The sequence below is a fragment of the Streptomyces sp. MS191 genome (assembly GCF_008042125.1).
Classification (GTDB): domain Bacteria; phylum Actinomycetota; class Actinomycetes; order Streptomycetales; family Streptomycetaceae; genus Streptomyces.
In genome coordinates, this window is sequence record NZ_RDBI01000035.1 from 25,555 (window position 1) to 40,624 (window position 15,070).

The 15,070-nt window shown below is 71.8% G+C and carries 13 protein-coding genes, 1 pseudogene and 1 riboswitch; of the genes and pseudogenes, 4 read left to right on the plus strand and 10 right to left on the minus strand.

What is annotated here, in order from left to right:
- Window positions 1-70 precede the first annotated feature (70 nt).
- From EAO71_RS04730 to EAO71_RS04740, 3 genes are read left to right on the plus strand one after another with little or no spacing between them, the layout of a single operon-like run.
- Entirely contained in the window at window positions 71-958 is an 888-nt protein-coding gene (locus tag EAO71_RS04730) for an STM4013/SEN3800 family hydrolase (RefSeq protein ID WP_147976651.1), read from the plus strand.
- Window positions 955-2,292: an STM4012 family radical SAM protein gene (locus EAO71_RS04735; RefSeq protein WP_147976506.1), complete on the plus strand. Its 1,338-nt coding sequence runs from the start codon at window positions 955-957 to the stop codon at window positions 2,290-2,292. The genes EAO71_RS04730 and EAO71_RS04735 overlap by 4 nt, the downstream gene beginning before the upstream one ends.
- Before the next feature lie 9 nt (window positions 2,293-2,301).
- Window positions 2,302-3,189 (plus strand): STM4011 family radical SAM protein, encoded by an 888-nt coding sequence (locus EAO71_RS04740; RefSeq protein WP_147976507.1) that lies wholly within the window; start codon window positions 2,302-2,304, stop codon window positions 3,187-3,189.
- On the opposite strand, the gene EAO71_RS04745 is transcribed toward EAO71_RS04740, so the two are convergent.
- Complete coding sequence (locus EAO71_RS04745; RefSeq protein ID WP_147976508.1) at window positions 3,186-3,980, minus strand: SGNH/GDSL hydrolase family protein; 795 nt, start codon at window positions 3,978-3,980, stop codon at window positions 3,186-3,188. The genes EAO71_RS04740 and EAO71_RS04745 overlap by 4 nt on opposite strands.
- 180 nt (window positions 3,981-4,160) lie before the next feature.
- A complete protein-coding gene (locus EAO71_RS04750) occupies window positions 4,161-5,099 on the minus strand; it encodes a M23 family metallopeptidase (protein ID WP_147976509.1) in 939 nt (312 codons plus the stop codon).
- 2 nt (window positions 5,100-5,101) lie between these two features.
- Window positions 5,102-5,258, minus strand: a riboswitch (cyclic di-AMP (ydaO/yuaA leader).
- Between the two features lie 393 nt (window positions 5,259-5,651).
- Here EAO71_RS04750 and EAO71_RS04755 point away from each other — a divergent pair.
- Window positions 5,652-6,464: a tyrosine-protein phosphatase gene (locus EAO71_RS04755; RefSeq protein ID WP_187282559.1), complete on the plus strand. Its 813-nt coding sequence runs from the start codon at window positions 5,652-5,654 to the stop codon at window positions 6,462-6,464.
- 20 nt (window positions 6,465-6,484) lie between these two features.
- Here EAO71_RS04755 and EAO71_RS37485 read toward each other — a convergent pair whose 3' ends face one another.
- The 8 genes and pseudogenes from EAO71_RS37485 to shc all read right to left on the minus strand — a co-directional run.
- Window positions 6,485-6,637, minus strand: a complete 153-nt coding sequence (locus EAO71_RS37485) for a DUF6126 family protein (RefSeq protein ID WP_187282560.1) — start codon at window positions 6,635-6,637, stop codon at window positions 6,485-6,487.
- A gap of 20 nt (window positions 6,638-6,657) precedes the next feature.
- Window positions 6,658-7,317, minus strand: coding sequence for a helix-turn-helix domain-containing protein (locus EAO71_RS04760; protein ID WP_147976510.1), 660 nt, complete (start codon window positions 7,315-7,317; stop codon window positions 6,658-6,660).
- A 72-nt stretch (window positions 7,318-7,389) separates the two neighbouring features.
- On the minus strand, window positions 7,390-8,823 hold the full coding sequence (locus tag EAO71_RS04765) for an aspartate aminotransferase family protein (RefSeq protein WP_147976511.1): 1,434 nt from the start codon (window positions 8,821-8,823) through the stop codon (window positions 7,390-7,392).
- Window positions 8,824-8,836: 13 nt separating this feature from the next.
- Window positions 8,837-10,717 carry a 1-deoxy-D-xylulose-5-phosphate synthase gene (gene dxs, locus EAO71_RS04770; protein WP_147976512.1) on the minus strand — a complete coding sequence of 627 codons (1,881 nt, stop codon included), beginning with the start codon at window positions 10,715-10,717 and terminating at the stop codon, window positions 8,837-8,839.
- Between the two features lie 51 nt (window positions 10,718-10,768).
- Window positions 10,769-11,947, minus strand: coding sequence for a flavodoxin-dependent (E)-4-hydroxy-3-methylbut-2-enyl-diphosphate synthase (gene ispG / locus EAO71_RS04775; RefSeq protein ID WP_147976513.1), 1,179 nt, complete (start codon window positions 11,945-11,947; stop codon window positions 10,769-10,771).
- 4 nt (window positions 11,948-11,951) lie between these two features.
- Window positions 11,952-12,974, minus strand: a complete 1,023-nt coding sequence (hpnH, locus tag EAO71_RS04780) for an adenosyl-hopene transferase HpnH (RefSeq protein WP_147976514.1) — start codon at window positions 12,972-12,974, stop codon at window positions 11,952-11,954.
- 7 nt (window positions 12,975-12,981) lie between these two features.
- A complete protein-coding gene (locus EAO71_RS04785; RefSeq protein ID WP_147976515.1) occupies window positions 12,982-13,647 on the minus strand; it encodes a phosphorylase family protein in 666 nt (221 codons plus the stop codon).
- A pseudogene (gene shc / locus EAO71_RS04790) lies at window positions 13,644-14,930 on the minus strand (squalene--hopene cyclase); the annotation flags it as partial. The pseudogene shc and the gene EAO71_RS04785, both read right to left, overlap by 4 nt.
- Between the last annotated feature and the right edge of the window lie 140 nt (window positions 14,931-15,070).

The following is a 15,070-nucleotide window of genomic DNA, read 5'->3' on the forward strand; positions in this document are numbered from 1 at the left end:
CGGGACGTCCCCCGCGCCGCTTCCGGGCGGCCGCGACGCGTCCCCGGCGGAAGCGGCCGGCGGGCCGGACATGAACGAGGTCGTCGGCAGCCACGACCTCCTCCTGGTCACACTCGACACCCTGCGCCACGACGTCGCGGCCGAACTGGCCGCGGCCGGGCGCATCCCCCACCTGGCCGGGCACCTGCCCGGCGGCCGGTGGGAGCGGCGACACGCCCCGGGCAGTTTCACCTACGCCTCCCACCAGGCGATCTTCGCCGGCTTCCTGCCCACACCGGCCGCCCAGGGCCCGCATCCCCGGCTGTTCGCCGCGCGCTTCGCGGGCAGCGAGAGCACGGCCGACGGCACCTTCGTCCACGACACCCCCGACCTGGTCTCGGGTCTCGCCGCGCACGGCTACCGCACCGTGTGCATCGGCGGCGTCGGTTTCTTCGACAAGAGGCCGCCACTCGGTGCGGTCCTGCCGGGGCTGTTCCAGGAGAGCCACTGGGAGCCCTCGTTCGGGGTCGCGTCGCCGGTCTCGTTCGAGTCCCAGGTGGACCGGGCCGAGGAGGTCGTCGCCGCGCTCCCGCACGACCGCAGGCTGTTCCTCTTCGTCAACGTGTCCGCGCTGCACCAGCCCAACTGGTTCCACCTCCCCGGCGCGACCCGGGAGGACGGCGACACCCGGGCCACCCACGCGGCCGCGCTGGAGTACGTCGACCGGCACATCGGCCGGCTCTTCGCCGCCATGAGCAGCCGCCGCCGCTGCTTCGCGATCGTCTGCTCGGACCACGGCACGGCGTACGGCGAGGACGGGTTCACCGGGCACCGGCTCGGCCACGACGTGGTGTGGACGGTTCCCTACGCCCACTTCTTCCTGGACGGCCCGCCGGCCGACACGCCCCCGGCCGAGGCGTCCGCCGCCGTCGCGCCCGAAGCCCTGCCGGCCGGCCCGCGCGGAGGGACGCCCGCATGACCCGCCCCGAGGCCCCGCGCCCGTACCAGAGCTACGTCTACGCCTACCCCCACAAGACGGCCTACCGGTCGCTCCCCGACCCGGCGCCCCGGCTGGACGGTCTGTGGGCGCGGGAGCCGAAGGACGCGCTGTCCCTCTACGCGCACATCCCGTTCTGCGAGGTCCGCTGCGGATTCTGCAACCTCTTCACCCGGATCGGCGCCCCGGACGAGCTGACGACCCGCTACCTCGACGCGCTGGACCGCCAGGCGTCCGCCGTCCGCGAGGCGCTCGGTGACGACTCCCCGGTCCGGTTCGCCACGGCCGCCTTCGGCGGCGGCACGCCCACCTTCCTGACCGCCGGTGAGCTGGAGCGCCTCTGCGACATCGCCGAGAAGCGGATGGGAGCCGACCTGCGCGCGGTGCCGCTGTCCGTGGAGACCTCCCCGGCGACCGCCACCGCGGACCGGCTCGCGGTCCTCGCCGAGCGCGGCGCGACGCGCCTGAGCATCGGCGTGCAGAGCTTCGTCGAGGCCGAGGCCCGGGCCGCCGTGCGCCCGCAGCGCCGCGCCGACGTCGAGGCGGCGCTCGGCCGGATCCGGGACAGCGGCGTCCCCGTCCTCAACATCGACCTGATCTACGGCATCGACGGTCAGACCGCGGAGAGCTGGCGCCGCTCGCTCGACGCGGCGCTCGCGTGGCGACCGGAGGAGCTGTACCTCTACCCGCTCTACGTCCGCCCGCTGACCGGGCTCGGGCGGCTCTCGCCGCAGTCCGACCGGGACTGGGACGAGCAGCGGCTGGGCCTGTACCGCCACGGCCGGGACCACCTGCTCGACCGGGGCTACGAGCAGCTGTCGATGCGGATGTTCCGTCGCGCCGACGCACCGCCGCAGGGCTCCGACGACTACGCCTGCCAGACCGACGGCATGATCGGTCTGGGCTGCGGGGCCCGCTCGTACACCTCGGCGCTGCACTACTCCTTCGACTACGCCGTCGACATGCGGGAGATCCGCTCGATCATCGACACCTACACGCGCACCGAGGACTTCGGCCGGGCCCGGGTGGGCCGGTGGGTGGATGCGGCGGAGGCACGCCGGCGTCATCTGCTGCAGTCGCTCCTCCAGGCCGCCGGGATGCCCGTGGTGGAGTACACGGAGCGCTTCGGCTCCTCGCCGTACGCGGACTTCCCCGAGGAGCTGGGGCGTTTCACGGCGCTCGGCTGGCTGGACCCGGAGGCTCCCGACGGACTGCTCCGGCTGTCCGCCGAGGGTCTGGCGCACTCCGACGGCATCGGTCCGGCGCTGTTCTCGCCCGCCGTACGGGCGGCGATGTCCGCCTACGAGCCGAAGTAGGCGGCCGGGATGGACCTGACGATCCTCTACCGGGGCCCGCTCGCCTCCTGCGACTACGACTGCCCCTACTGCCCCTTCGCCAAGCGGCGCGACAGCCGTGAGCAGCTGCGTGCGGACCGGGCGGCACTGGAGCGCTTCGCGGCCTGGGCGGCCGGACGGACCGGGGACCGGCTGCGGATCCTCTTCACCCCGTGGGGCGAGGGGCTGGTGCGGTCCTGGTACCGGCGCGCGCTCGTCGAGCTGTCCCGCCTACCGCACGTCGAGCGGGTCGCGATCCAGACGAACCTGAGCTGCCGCACCGGGTGGACGGCGGAGGCCGACCCCGGCACCTTGGCGCTGTGGTGCACCTACCACCCGGGCCAGACGCCGTTCGAGCGGTTCGTCGCGAAGTGCGGGGAGCTGGCCGCGCGGGGCACGCGGTTCAGCGTCGGTGTGGTCGGGCTGCCCGGGCACCGGGAGGACGCCCGGCGGCTGCGCGCCGCGCTGCCGCCGCAGGTCTACCTGTGGGTGAACGCGGCCGAGGGGCACACGTACACCGACGAGGAGGCCGAGGGCTGGACGGCCCTCGACCCCCTGTTCCCGTACAGCCGCCATCCGCACCGTTCGGCCGGGCTCCCCTGCCGGACCGGCGAGTCGGTGATCTCGGTGGACGGAGACGGGACCGTGCGGCGCTGTCACTTCGTGAAGTCGGAACTCGGCAATCTCTACGACGGCTCGTACCGGTCGGCCCTGCGCCCCCGGCCGTGCCCTCTGGCCGTATGCGACTGCCACATCGGCTACGTCCACCTGGAGTCGCTGCCGCTGTACGACGTGTTCGCGGGCGGCGTCCTGGAGCGGGTCCCGGCCTCCGTCCCGCCGCTCCCCGCGCCGCTCCTTCTGCGCCCGGGCAGGTCCTAGAGAGGCATGAGGTCCGGGCGCTTGGCGGCGACGTGGTCACCCGAGCTCTCGCCCCGCAGCCGGCGCCCGATCCACGGCACCAGGTACTCCCTGGCCCAGTGGATGTCGTCCCGGCGGACCTCCAGCGTGCCGCGCGGCGGCAGCGGCGGCCACGGCTGGTCGGGGTCGGCCGGCACGTCCATGCCGAGGACCTGGGCGGCGCGCAGCGCGACCCGGGTGTGCCCCTCGGGCGACAGGTGCAGCCGGTCGTCGTCCCAGGCCCGCCTGTCCTGGACGGACTTGAGCGACCACAGGTCGAGGACCGGGCAGCCGTAGCGGTCGGCCACGGACCGGACGTGGGCCGTGTAGGTGGCGATCTTGCCGCGCAGGTGTCGCAGGACGGGGACGTCGCGGGTGTCGAAGCCGGTGGTCACCATCACGGTGCCGACGGCGGAGGTCAGGTCGGCGACGGCCCGCTCGAAGCGCTCGGCGACGTCGTCGGGGTCGGAGCCGGGGCGGATGATGTCGTTCCCGCCGGCGCAGAAGGTCACCAGGTCGGGGGCGAGTTCCTTCGCGCGGGGCACCTGCTCCGCCACGATCTGGTCGAGGAGCCGGCCGCGTACGGCGAGGTTGGCGTACCGGAATGCGTCGTGCTCCGGCAGCTGGTCGGCGAGCAGGACCGCGAAGCGGTCCGCCCAGCCGACGTACGCCCCGTCGGGCCCCGGGTCCCCCACGCCCTCGGTGAAGCTGTCACCGATCGCCGCGTACGACCCGAATACGTGCGTGTCTGTTGATCTCGAATCGTCTGCCACGGGAGCACATCTTTCCCTTACGGATGTGACCTACGCGACCGTAAGGAGGGGTTGACGGCGGGTGAGATACGCCACCGGTCAAGATTGCGCCAAGCCGGAATACACCGGGTGGATGGCGTGACCCGGAAGACGGCCCGAGGCCCGGCACGTGGCGTGCCGGGCCTGACGGGGCGTCGGGGATCAGATGCTGACGCCGTGCTCGCGGAGGTAGGCCAGCGGGTCGATGTCCGAACCGTAGCTCGGCCCGGTGCGCATCTCGAAGTGCAGGTGCGGACCGCTGGAGTTGCCGGTCGAGCCGGACAGGCCGATCTGGTCGCCGCCGGCGACGGTCTGGCCGGCGGAGACGGAGAGGGACGAGAGGTGGGCGTACTGGGAGTACGTGCCGTCGGCGTGCTGGATGACGACCTCGTTGCCGTAGGCGCCGCTCCAGCCGGCGGAGTAGACCGTGCCGGGGCCGACGGCCTTCACCGAGGTGCCGGAGGAGGCGATGAAGTCGACGCCGGTGTGGTAGCCGGAGGACCACATGGAGCCGGAGGCGCGGTACGGGGTGCCGATGCCGCCGCCGACCGGGGCGACCCAGCCGGAGCCGGTGGACGGGGTGGACGGCGCGCTCTGCGCGGCCGGGGCCGTGGACTCGACGGCGGGACGCTCGCTGCTGCGGGAGCTGCGGGTCTCGGCGGACGCCTTCTTGGCGGTGGTCTTCGGGGCGGCCTTGGGCGCGGGGGCCTTGGCCGTCGACTTCGCGCCGAGGGTGAGCTTCATACCCGGGAAGATCAGCGAGGGGTTCTCGCCGACGACCTGGCGGTTGTCGGAGTAGAGCTTCTTCCAGCCGCCCGCGAGGTGGTGCTCGGCGGCGATCTTGGACAGGTAGTCGCCGGCGACGACGGAGTAGGTCCGGGGCTTGGCCTTGGCGGCGGGGGCCTGGGCCGGGGCGGCGGTCGCGGCGGCGACGGTGACGGCCTGCTGCGGCGCCTGGGCCGGGGCGGCCTGCTCGGCGGCGTGGGCTCCGGTCGCACCGAGGAGCGGCAGGGCGACGACGGCGCCACCGGCGCCGGCGGCGACGAAACCACGGGTGATCGGGTTGGCCTTGGGACGGCGGTGCTTACCCTTCGCGGGCATGGCGAATTCCTCTCCGTCGCCTGCGAGGTGAGCTGTCGGGTTCGGACTGGAGATGTCCGGTCGCGCCTTCACGCGACTTCACCCCGAGCCGTCCTGACCTGGAGGATCGGCGTACTACCTGGGTCCCCCGCTCCTGCCACACGTGGGTGGGTGCGAATTCCGGACGGTGGCAGGATTCGGCGGTCCGACCGGATTGACGGTGACCGTAGACGAGCGGGGTCGGCGCGAACAAGCCACCGCTTTCCCCCCCGCATTCCCCGATCCGGAATTCTTCGGGAATTCCGGTCACCCTGCGTGGATGACGGACCTTCGACCCCCTTTGCCCAGAGGGCCCTTGCCCAAGACGATCAGGCACGGTCCGTCACAGTTATGACGCTGCTCACGCGCCAAAGCTCATCTCCCCTGTAACCAGGGCGCGTTATCTCTAATATCCCAATTCGGACAGAACACCTATTTCCGTCCGAGGGGGTGTGCGAACCAGCCACCGGCCGGGATGATTGCACCAAGAACCGATCTCGCGCGATCAAAGATCGTCGACACTCAGGAGCACTCGTGACGCAGCAGCTGCCGCAGGTCCCCTCGACCGAACCCAAGCTGAGCGGGGTACGCAACTTCCGTGACGTCGGCGGCCTGCCGACCACGGACGGCCGGTCGGTTCGGTTCGGGCGGCTCTTCCGCAGCGGCCACCTCGCGCACGCCACCGAGGAGGACGCGGCCTTCCTGACGACGCTGGGCCTGCACACGGTCTTCGACTTCCGCAACCACGCCGACCGCAAGGTCGAGGGTCCGGACGTCGAACTCCCGGGCGTGCGGAACGTGAACATCCCGCTCAACGACCCGGCCGACGGCAAGGAGTTCTGGAAGCTGGTCAGCGGCGGCGAGCTGGACCAGCTGCGGGAGGCGCTCGGCGACGGCAAGGCCGCCGACCGAATGTCCGATTCGTACCGGAAGATGATCGTCGAGCGCACCGCCGAGCACAGCCGGATCCTGCACTCCATGGCCGAGGACAGCATCCCCGCCCTGATGCACTGCGCGGCCGGCAAGGACCGCGCCGGCCTCTCCATCGCGATCTCGCTGCTCGCGGTCGGCGTCGAGCGCGAGGCCGTCGAGGCGGACTACCTGAAGTCGAACGACCCGCACCGCCGCTACAAGGTGCGCCGCACCTCCACCTCCGCGGACGCGATGTCGCCCGAGGTGATGGAGCTGCTCAGCCCCCTGTTCGACGCGCGCCTGGAGTACATCCGGGCGGCGTTCGACACGATCGAGCTGACCTGGGGAACGGTCGACGACTACCTGGCGCAGGGCCTGAAGCTCTCCCCCGAGACGCGCGAGCGCCTGCGCGGGCACCTGCTCGACGGCCGGTAGGAGCGGGACGCCCCGAGGGACTACTTCTGCCCGCCGAGCACGAAGAGCAGATAGAGGAAGCCCGCGAAGAGGTGGCCGGCCACCAGGTAGGCGAAGAGACGCAGGACGAGCCCCTTCGGGAACTTGCCCTCTCCGCGCTCCTCACCGGTGGTCGGTGCGGACTTTTCGGACATGACGGCCCCTTCCGGTGGGCTCAGCGCGGATGCGGGGTCCCGTCGCCGAGGCACAGCTCGGCGGCGGGACTCTGCATCAGGGTATGGACGAACAGCAGCTCGGCGCCGCCGCGGGTGGCGGCGCCGATGCGGTGCGGGGTCAGCGAGTCGAAGTGCGCGCTGTCCCCCGGGTCGAGCACGTGCACGGCGTCACCGAGGGCGAGACGCACCCGGCCGTCGAGGACGTGGAGCCATTCCTCGCCGGGGTGCACCCGGACGATGTCGGTGCGGGTGGCGTACGGCACGTGGACCCGGAGCGCCTGCAGGGCGCGCCCGGGGCCGCCGGCCTGATGGTAGATCCAGCCGTCCGCCTCGACCGGTTCGGAGCGGCCGGCCCGGACGATCGGATCACGTTCGGGCGGCACCTCCCCCAGCAGCTCGGAGACCGTCGTACCGTAGATCCGGGCGAGGGCGAGGAGCATCGGCAGCGAGGGCTGCCGGCGGCCCGTCTCCAGCCGGGACAGATGGGCCGGCGAGAGGCCGGCCCGCTGCGCGGCGGCCTCCAGCGTGAGTCCGCGGCGCCGGCGCAGCCCGCGCAGCTGCGGGGCCACGTCGGGAAGCGCGTCCGGGACGCCGTCCGGCGCGCCGGGCGTGCCCGGCGCGGCAGTGTCCGAGGCCGGTGCCTCGTGGAGGTGCTCCATGCCTCCATTCCGCCAGGAACTTTCCTCCGAGGCAAATTTCTTGCCTCGGAGGCAAAACGCGGGGGTAGGGCCCTACCGCTGCGCCACCGCCTGCTTCACCAGCGTCTTCCCGAAGTCCCACATCAGTCCGCCGCCTCCGTGGGCGTCGTCCATGACCGCCGTGAAGGCGGTGACGAAGCGGTCCACGTCCGCCTCGTCGATGACCAGCGGCGGGATCAGCTTGATCACCTCCAGGTGGTCCCCCGAGACCTGGGTCAGGATCCGGTGGCGCTGGAGCAGCGGCACCACGACCATCTGGGCGAAGAGCCCCTTGCGCGCGGCCTGCAGCATCGTCCACCGACTGCGCAGCCCGAGCGAGGACGGCCGGCCGAACTCGATCCCGATCATGAGTCCGCGACCACGGATCTCGTGCAGCAGCTCGTAGCGGGGCACGAGCTCCCGGAGCCTCGCGGACAGCAGGTCGCCCATCCGGCGCGCGTGCGCCACCGTCCCCTCGGACTCCATGACCGCGAGCACGGCGAGCCCGGCCGCCATGGCCTGCGCGTTCGACCCGAAGCTGGCCGAGTGGACGAGGACCCGGTCCATGGACGAGTAGACCTTCTTGAAGATCCAGTCCTTGCCGAGGGTGGCGCCGACCGGTACGTAGCCGCCGGAGAGCGCCTTGGCCACGCAGACCAGGTCCGGCTCGACCCCGTCCTCGTGCTGGTACGCGTAGAAGTCGCCGGTCCTGCCGAGGCCCGTCTGCACCTCGTCGGCGATCAGTAGGGCACCGTGCCGGTGCAGCAGCTCCTGGGCCGCGAGCAGGAAGCCCGGGGGCGACTCGTGCACACCCTTGCCCTGGATCGGCTCGACGACGAAGGCGGCCACGTCGCCCCGGCGCAGCTCGCGCTCCAGCGCGTCGAGGTCGCCGAGGGCGATCGCGGTGTCGGGCAGCAGCGGGGCGAAGCCTTCCCGGAAGCCCTTCTCGCCGTTGACCGACAGCGAGCCGGTGGTCAGACCGTGGAAGGCGTGGGCGCAGTACAGGATCCTGGGCCGGCCGGTGGCGTACCGGGCGAACTTCAGGGCGGTCTCCACCGCCTCGGTGCCGCTGTTGCCGAAGAAGACCCGGTCCAGGTGCGGGCTGTGGGCGAGCAGGCGCTCGGCGAGCAGCCCGGGCAGCGGCTGGCAGTCGAAGCGGGTGAGATCGGCGAGCGAGGCGTCGAGGACGTCGTGCAGCGCCTTGCGGACGACGGGGTGGTGGCGGCCGAGGCCCATCACGCCGAATCCGGCGAGCATGTCGAGGTAGTCGCCGCCCTCGGAGTCCCAGAAGTGGGCGCCCTCGGCCCGCTCGTAGACCTTGTCGAAGCCGATGGTGTGGAGCATGCGCGGGAGCTGGTGGTTCAGGTACGCGGCATGCAGCTCGTACCGCTCGGCGCCCCGCTCGGCCAGCAGGGCCGTCAGGTCGAAGTCCTTGCCGGCCACCGGGACGGGCTCCTCGCTCACCACGGGTCGTGCCTCCGCGCTCATCGGGCCTTCTCCCTCACTGACCGTTCTTCCTGTGCGCCAGTGCGGCGCTGATCCGCCCGGCGACCTCCACCGGGGTGAGCCCGAGGTCGGCCAGCACCTCGCTGCGCTTGGCGTGCGCGAGGAACTGCTCGGGGATGCCGAAGGTGCGCAGCGGCACGTCGACGCCGGCGTCGCGCAGGGCCTGGCCGACGGCGGCGCCGACCCCGCCGGTCCGGCTGTTGTCCTCGACGACGGCGACGAGCCGGTGGCGCTCGGCGAGCGGGGCGAGGGCCTCGTCGACCGGTTTGACCCAGCGCGGATCCACGACGGTGCAGCGGATCCCTCGGCCGGCCAGCAGGTCCGCGGCCTGGAGGCAGACGTCCGCCATCACGCCGACGGCGACGAGCAGGACGGTGGCGTCCTCGTCGCGGAGCAGGACGTCCATGCCGCCGATCCGGTCGACGGCGGGCACGGGCGCCCCCACGGTCTCCTTGGGGAAGCGCAGCAGGGTCGGCGCGTCGTGCACGTCCAGGGCTTCCCGCAGCTGGGCGCGCAGCTGGTCGGCGTCGCGCGGGGCGGCGATCCGCAGGCCGGGGACGACCTGGAGGAGGGACAGGTCCCACATGCCGTTGTGGGAGGCGCCGTCCGTGCCGGTGACGCCGGCCCGGTCCAGGACGAAGGTGACGCCGCACCGGTGCAGCGCCACGTCCATGAGCAGCTGGTCGAAGGCGCGGTTGAGGAAGGTGGCGTAGACGGCGACGACGGGGTGGAGTCCGCCGGTCGCCAGGCCGGCCGCCGAGACGGTGGCGTGCTGTTCGGCGATGCCGACGTCCCAGACCCGGTCGGGGAAGCGCTCGGCGAACGCGGTGAGGCCGACGGGGTGCAGCATGGCGGCCGTGATCGCGACGACGTCGGGCCGCTCCGCCCCGATCTCGGCCATCGCCTCGCCGAAGACGGACGTCCAGGACGGGCCGGCGGCCGGGGCGAGCGGCTCGCAGGTCAGCGGGTCCATCGCGCCGACGGCGTGGAAGCGGTCGGCCTCGTCCCGGAGGGCGGGCTGGTAGCCGCGGCCCTTCTCGGTGAGGCAGTGGACGATCACCGGGCCGCCGAACCGCTTGGCCCGGGTCAGCGCGGCCTCCAGCGCCTCGATGTCGTGGCCGTCGATCGGGCCGAGGTACTTCAGGCCCAGGTCCTCGAACATGCCCTGCGGCGCGAAGGCGTCCTTGAACCCCTTCTTCGCCCCGTGCAGCGACTCGTAGAGGGGCCTGCCGACGACCGGGGTGCGCTCCAGGACGTCCTTGCCCCAGCTCAGGACGCGCTCGTAGCCGTCGGTGGTACGCAGGGCCGCCAGGTGGTCGGCGAGGCCGCCGATGGTCGGGGCGTAGGAGCGCTCGTTGTCGTTGACGACGATGACGAGCGGGCGGTCCTCGGCGGCGGCGATGTTGTTCAGCGCCTCCCAGGCCATGCCGCCGGTCAGCGCGCCGTCGCCGATGACCGCGACGACGTGGTCGGACCGGCCGAGCACCTGGTTGGCCTTGGCGAGGCCGTCGGCCCAGCCGAGGACGGTGGAGGCGTGCGAGTTCTCGATGACGTCGTGCTCGGACTCGGCCCGGGAGGGGTAGCCGGAGAGCCCTCCCTTGCTGCGGAGCTTGGAGAAGTCCTGCCGGCCGGTGAGCAGCTTGTGCACGTAGCTCTGGTGGCCGGTGTCCCACAGGATCCGGTCCGCGGGCGACTCGAACACCCGGTGCAGCGCGAGGGAGAGTTCCACCACGCCGAGGTTGGGTCCGAGGTGGCCACCGGTCCTGGCGACGGCGTGGATCAGGAACTGCCGGATCTCCTCGGCCAGTTCGACGAGCTCCGTGCCGCACAGCGGCCGGAGGTCGCGCGGCCCCCGGATGTTCTCCAGAATCGTCATGCTCGGCCCCCTTTCGGTCGGTTGGACGCGTACGGTGGGCGGCGCGAAGTGTCAGCCGCCCACGGTGACGGCGGGATCCCCGGAGGGCACGCCGTCCTTCTCCATCTGCTCGGCGATCTTCATCGCCTCCTCGATCAGGGTCTCGACGATCTTCGACTCCGGAACCGTCTTGATCACCTCGCCCTTCACGAAGATCTGGCCCTTGCCGTTGCCCGACGCGACACCCAGGTCCGCCTCACGCGCCTCGCCCGGACCGTTCACCACACAACCCATCACCGCGACCCGCAGCGGCACCTCCATGCCCTCCAGACCCGCCGTGACCTCCTCGGCCAGCTTGTACACATCCACCTGCGCCCGCCCGCACGACGGACACGACACGATCTCCAACCGCCGCTGACGCAGGTTCAGCGACTCCAGGATCTGGATACCGACCTTGATCTCCTCCGCCGGCGGAGCCGACAGCGACACCCGGATCGTGTCCCCGATCCCCTCCGCCAGCAGCGCACCGAACGCCACCGCCGACTTGATCGTCCCCTGGAACGCCGGACCCGCCTCCGTCACACCCAGATGCAGCGGGTAGTCGCACTGCGCCGCCAGCTGACGGTAGGCGTTCACCATCACGACCGGGTCGTTGTGCTTCACCGAGATCTTGATGTCACGGAAACCGTGCTCCTCGAACAGCGACGCCTCCCACAGCGCCGACTCCACCAGCGCCTCCGGCGTCGCCTTCCCGTACTTCTTCAAAAGCCGCGCGTCCAGCGAACCCGCGTTCACACCGATCCGGATCGGCGTACCCGCCTCGGAGGCCGCCTTCGCGATCTCCTTCACCTTGTCGTCGAACTGCTTGATGTTGCCCGGATTCACCCGCACCGCCGCACACCCCGCGTCGATCGCCGCGAACACGTACTTCGGCTGGAAATGGATGTCCGCGATCACCGGGATCTGCGACTTCCGCGCGATCACCGCCAACGCGTCCGCGTCGTCCTGCGTCGGGCACGCCACCCGCACGATCTGACACCCCGAAGCCGTCAGCTCCGCGATCTGCTGCAACGTCGCACCGATGTCGGACGTACGCGTCGTCGTCATCGACTGCACCGAGACGGGCGCGTCCCCGCCCACCGCCACCGACCCGACCTGGATGCGCCGCGAGACGCGGCGCACCGAGACGGGCCGGGGCGGCAGCCCGGGGAGCCCCAGCGCGACCGGGGCCGCGGGTCCTCCCGTGGGCATCACGTCACCCGTTGCTGCCGGAGACGGTCTCGCGGACCGCCCGGAGGGACTCCTTCAGCGAGCCCATCGTGGCGAGGACGGCGGTGGGCTCGTAGCCGCAGTGCGCCATGCAGTTGGCGCAGCGCGGGTCCTTGCCCCGGCCGTACTTGTCCCAGTCGGTCTCCTCGATCAGCTCGCGGTACGTGGGCACGTACCCGTCGCTCATCAGATAGCAGGGGCGCTGCCAGCCGAAGAGCGAGTAGTTCGGGATCGCCCAGGCCGTGCACGGGAAGTCCGCCTTGCCCTCCAGGAAGTCCAGGAAGAGCGGCGAGTGGTTCAGCCGCCAGCGGCGCCGGTTGCCGCCCGCGAAGGCCTTCCGGAAGAGCTCCCTGGTCTGCTCGACGCCCAGGAAGTGCTCCTGGTCGGGTGCCTTCTCGTAGGCGTACGCGGGCGAGATCATCATCTCGTCGACCTGGAGGTCGTCGTTGAGGTAGTTCAGCACCTCGATGATGGTCTGCGGGGTGTCGGTGTTGAAGAACGTCGAGTTGGTGGTGACCCGGAAGCCGCGCCGCTTGGCCTCCTTGATCGCGGCCACCGCCTCGTCGAAGACGCCCTCCTTGGCGACGGACTCGTCGTGCCGCTCACGCAGCCCGTCGATGTGCACGGCGAAGGCGAAGTACGGCGAGGGGGTGAAGTTCTCCAGCTTCTTGCGCAGCAGCATCGCGTTGGTGCACAGAAAGACGTACTTCCGCTTGGCCACCAACTGGCGCACGATCTCGTCGATCTGAGGGTGCATCAGAGGCTCGCCGCCTGCGATGGAGACCATCGGCGCCCCGGACTCCAGGACCGCGCCGACCGCCTGGGCGACGGGCATGCGCTGCTTGAGCACACCCGCCGGGTGCTGGATCTTGCCACAGCCTTCGCACTTGAGGTTGCAGGCGAACAGCGGCTCCAGCTCGACGATCAAAGGGAACTTGTCCCGCTTGCGGAGCTTCTGTTCGAAGAGGTAGGTCCCGACCCGGATGGACTGACGGAGCGGCATGGCCATAACTCGCTCACCTCCTGGGGAGCAGCAAAGAACGGTGCCATTCGAAGAATGCGGGAAGGACGGCACGAAGAACACGGAAAGCCGATATTCCACCGCGTACCGTGCCGATCCGGACCAGTTCATGTTCTGGAGCGTCCACGACCACCCGGACGGCCGCAACCGGGCGGGGTCCGGCCACCAACGCGGTGCGCAGCGTGGCGGCCGACTCCATGTCGACCGCGAGGGCGCCGGTGGCCAGCAGCTCGGACCGCTCGTGACCACGGACGACGTGGTCGGACCCGGCCAGCGGGCCGGTGTGGACGGTGCGCCCGGGGACCGCCCGGGTCAGCGCCTTCACCAGGAGTTCCGAGCCGGTGCAGACGGTCGTGCCGTCGGGCCCGGCCGCGTCGCCGCGGGTCTCCTCCGCCACGACGAGGTCGCCGGGGTGCATCCCCGGCGCGAGGCCGGCGCAGAACCCGGAGGCGACGACGACGGCGTCCCGCCAGGGCTCCTCGGCGAGCGCCCGGGAGACGGCCCGGCGGGCGCGGTCCGGGCCCATGCCCGTGCGCACCACGGTGAACGGTCCGGGGGCCCCGGAGCGGCCGCCGCTGCGCAGGGCGAGCTGTTCGATGCCGAGCGCGCAGGCGATCAGCAGCGGCGGCGCGGAGAGCGCGCCCTCCGGCTCCTGGCTCATCCTCCCTCCCGGGGGACGACCGGCTCGCCGTTCACATAGCGGCCCAGCGCCGTGAGCGGGAACACCAGCCGGTAGAGGTGGTAGTTGATGGAGAAGTCCCAGGGGAATCCGGTGCCCGTGAACCAGGGTTCGTCCCAGGAGCCGTCCTCGCGCTGGGTCTCGGTGAGCCAGGCGACGCCCCGTTCGACGGTCTTCGACTCGCGCTCGCCGGCCGCGAGCAGGGCGAGGAGCGCCCAGGCGGTCTGCGAGGCGGTCGAGGTCCCGTGGCCGATCCAGGGCCGCTCGTGGTACGAGCGCAGGTCCTCGCCCCAGCCTCCGTCGTCGTTCTGCACGGACTCCAGCCAGGCGACGGCCCGGCGGATCGCCGGGTGCGATCCGGGCAGTCCGGCCGCGGTGAGGGCCGGGACCACCGAGCCCGTGCCGTAGACGTAGTTGACGCCCCAGCGGCCGAACCAGGCGCCGTTCGGCTCCTGTTCGGCGAGCAGCCACTCGACTCCCCTGCGGGTGCGGGGATGCCGGGCCCGGCCCTCGTAGGCGAGCATCTCGACCATGTGGGCGGTGACGTCGGCGGAGGGCGGGTCGATCACCTCGCCGAAGTCGCAGAACGGCAGCCGGTTGGGGAGGGGACTGGTGTTGTCGGCGTCGAAGGCGCCCCAGGCCCCGTTCCTCGACTGCATGCCGAGGCTCCAGCGGCCTCCGCGGGCGATCGCGGCCTCGACCCGTGCGGGGTCGGGGTGCTTCACCCGGCGCAGTGCCAGGATCACCTCGGCGGTGTCGTCGATGTCCGGGTAGTTGTCGTTGTGGAACTCGAACGCCCAGCCGCCCGGCGGGAGTCCGGGCCGGCGGACGGCCCAGTCGCCGCGCTTGACGATCTCCTCGCCGAGCATCCAGTCGGCGGCCTTGACCAGCGCCGGATGGTCCGGCGGCAGGCCCGCGTCGGCGAGGGCGATCGTGGCCAGGCAGGTGTCCCAGACCGGCGACTGACAGGCCTCGATCATGCGGGAGCCGTCCTCGCGCCAGACGGCGAAGCGGTCGAGGGACTCCAGTCCGGCGCGCATGACCGGGTGGTTCAGGTCGTAGCCGAGCAGGTGGAGGGCGATGACCGAGTAGACGGCCGGAGGCTGGATGCCGCCCCAGCAGCCGTCGTTCTCCTGGCGTTCGACGATCCATCGGGCGGCGACCTTCATGGCGGCCTCGCGCAGCCGCCGGGGCGCGACCCGGTGATAGAGGTGCATCGCCTTGTCGAGGCGCTGGAAGAGGCCGTCCCAGCTGGTCGCGGAGGCCGGCGGCTGCGCGAGGCCGCCATGAAGGAACCACCCGGTCATGCGCGCCGGACTGGAGTCCCTCGACCGCTTCGCCGTCTGGCGCGAGGACGGCTCCCGCATGATCGAGGCCTGTCAGTCGCCGGTCTGGGACACCTGCC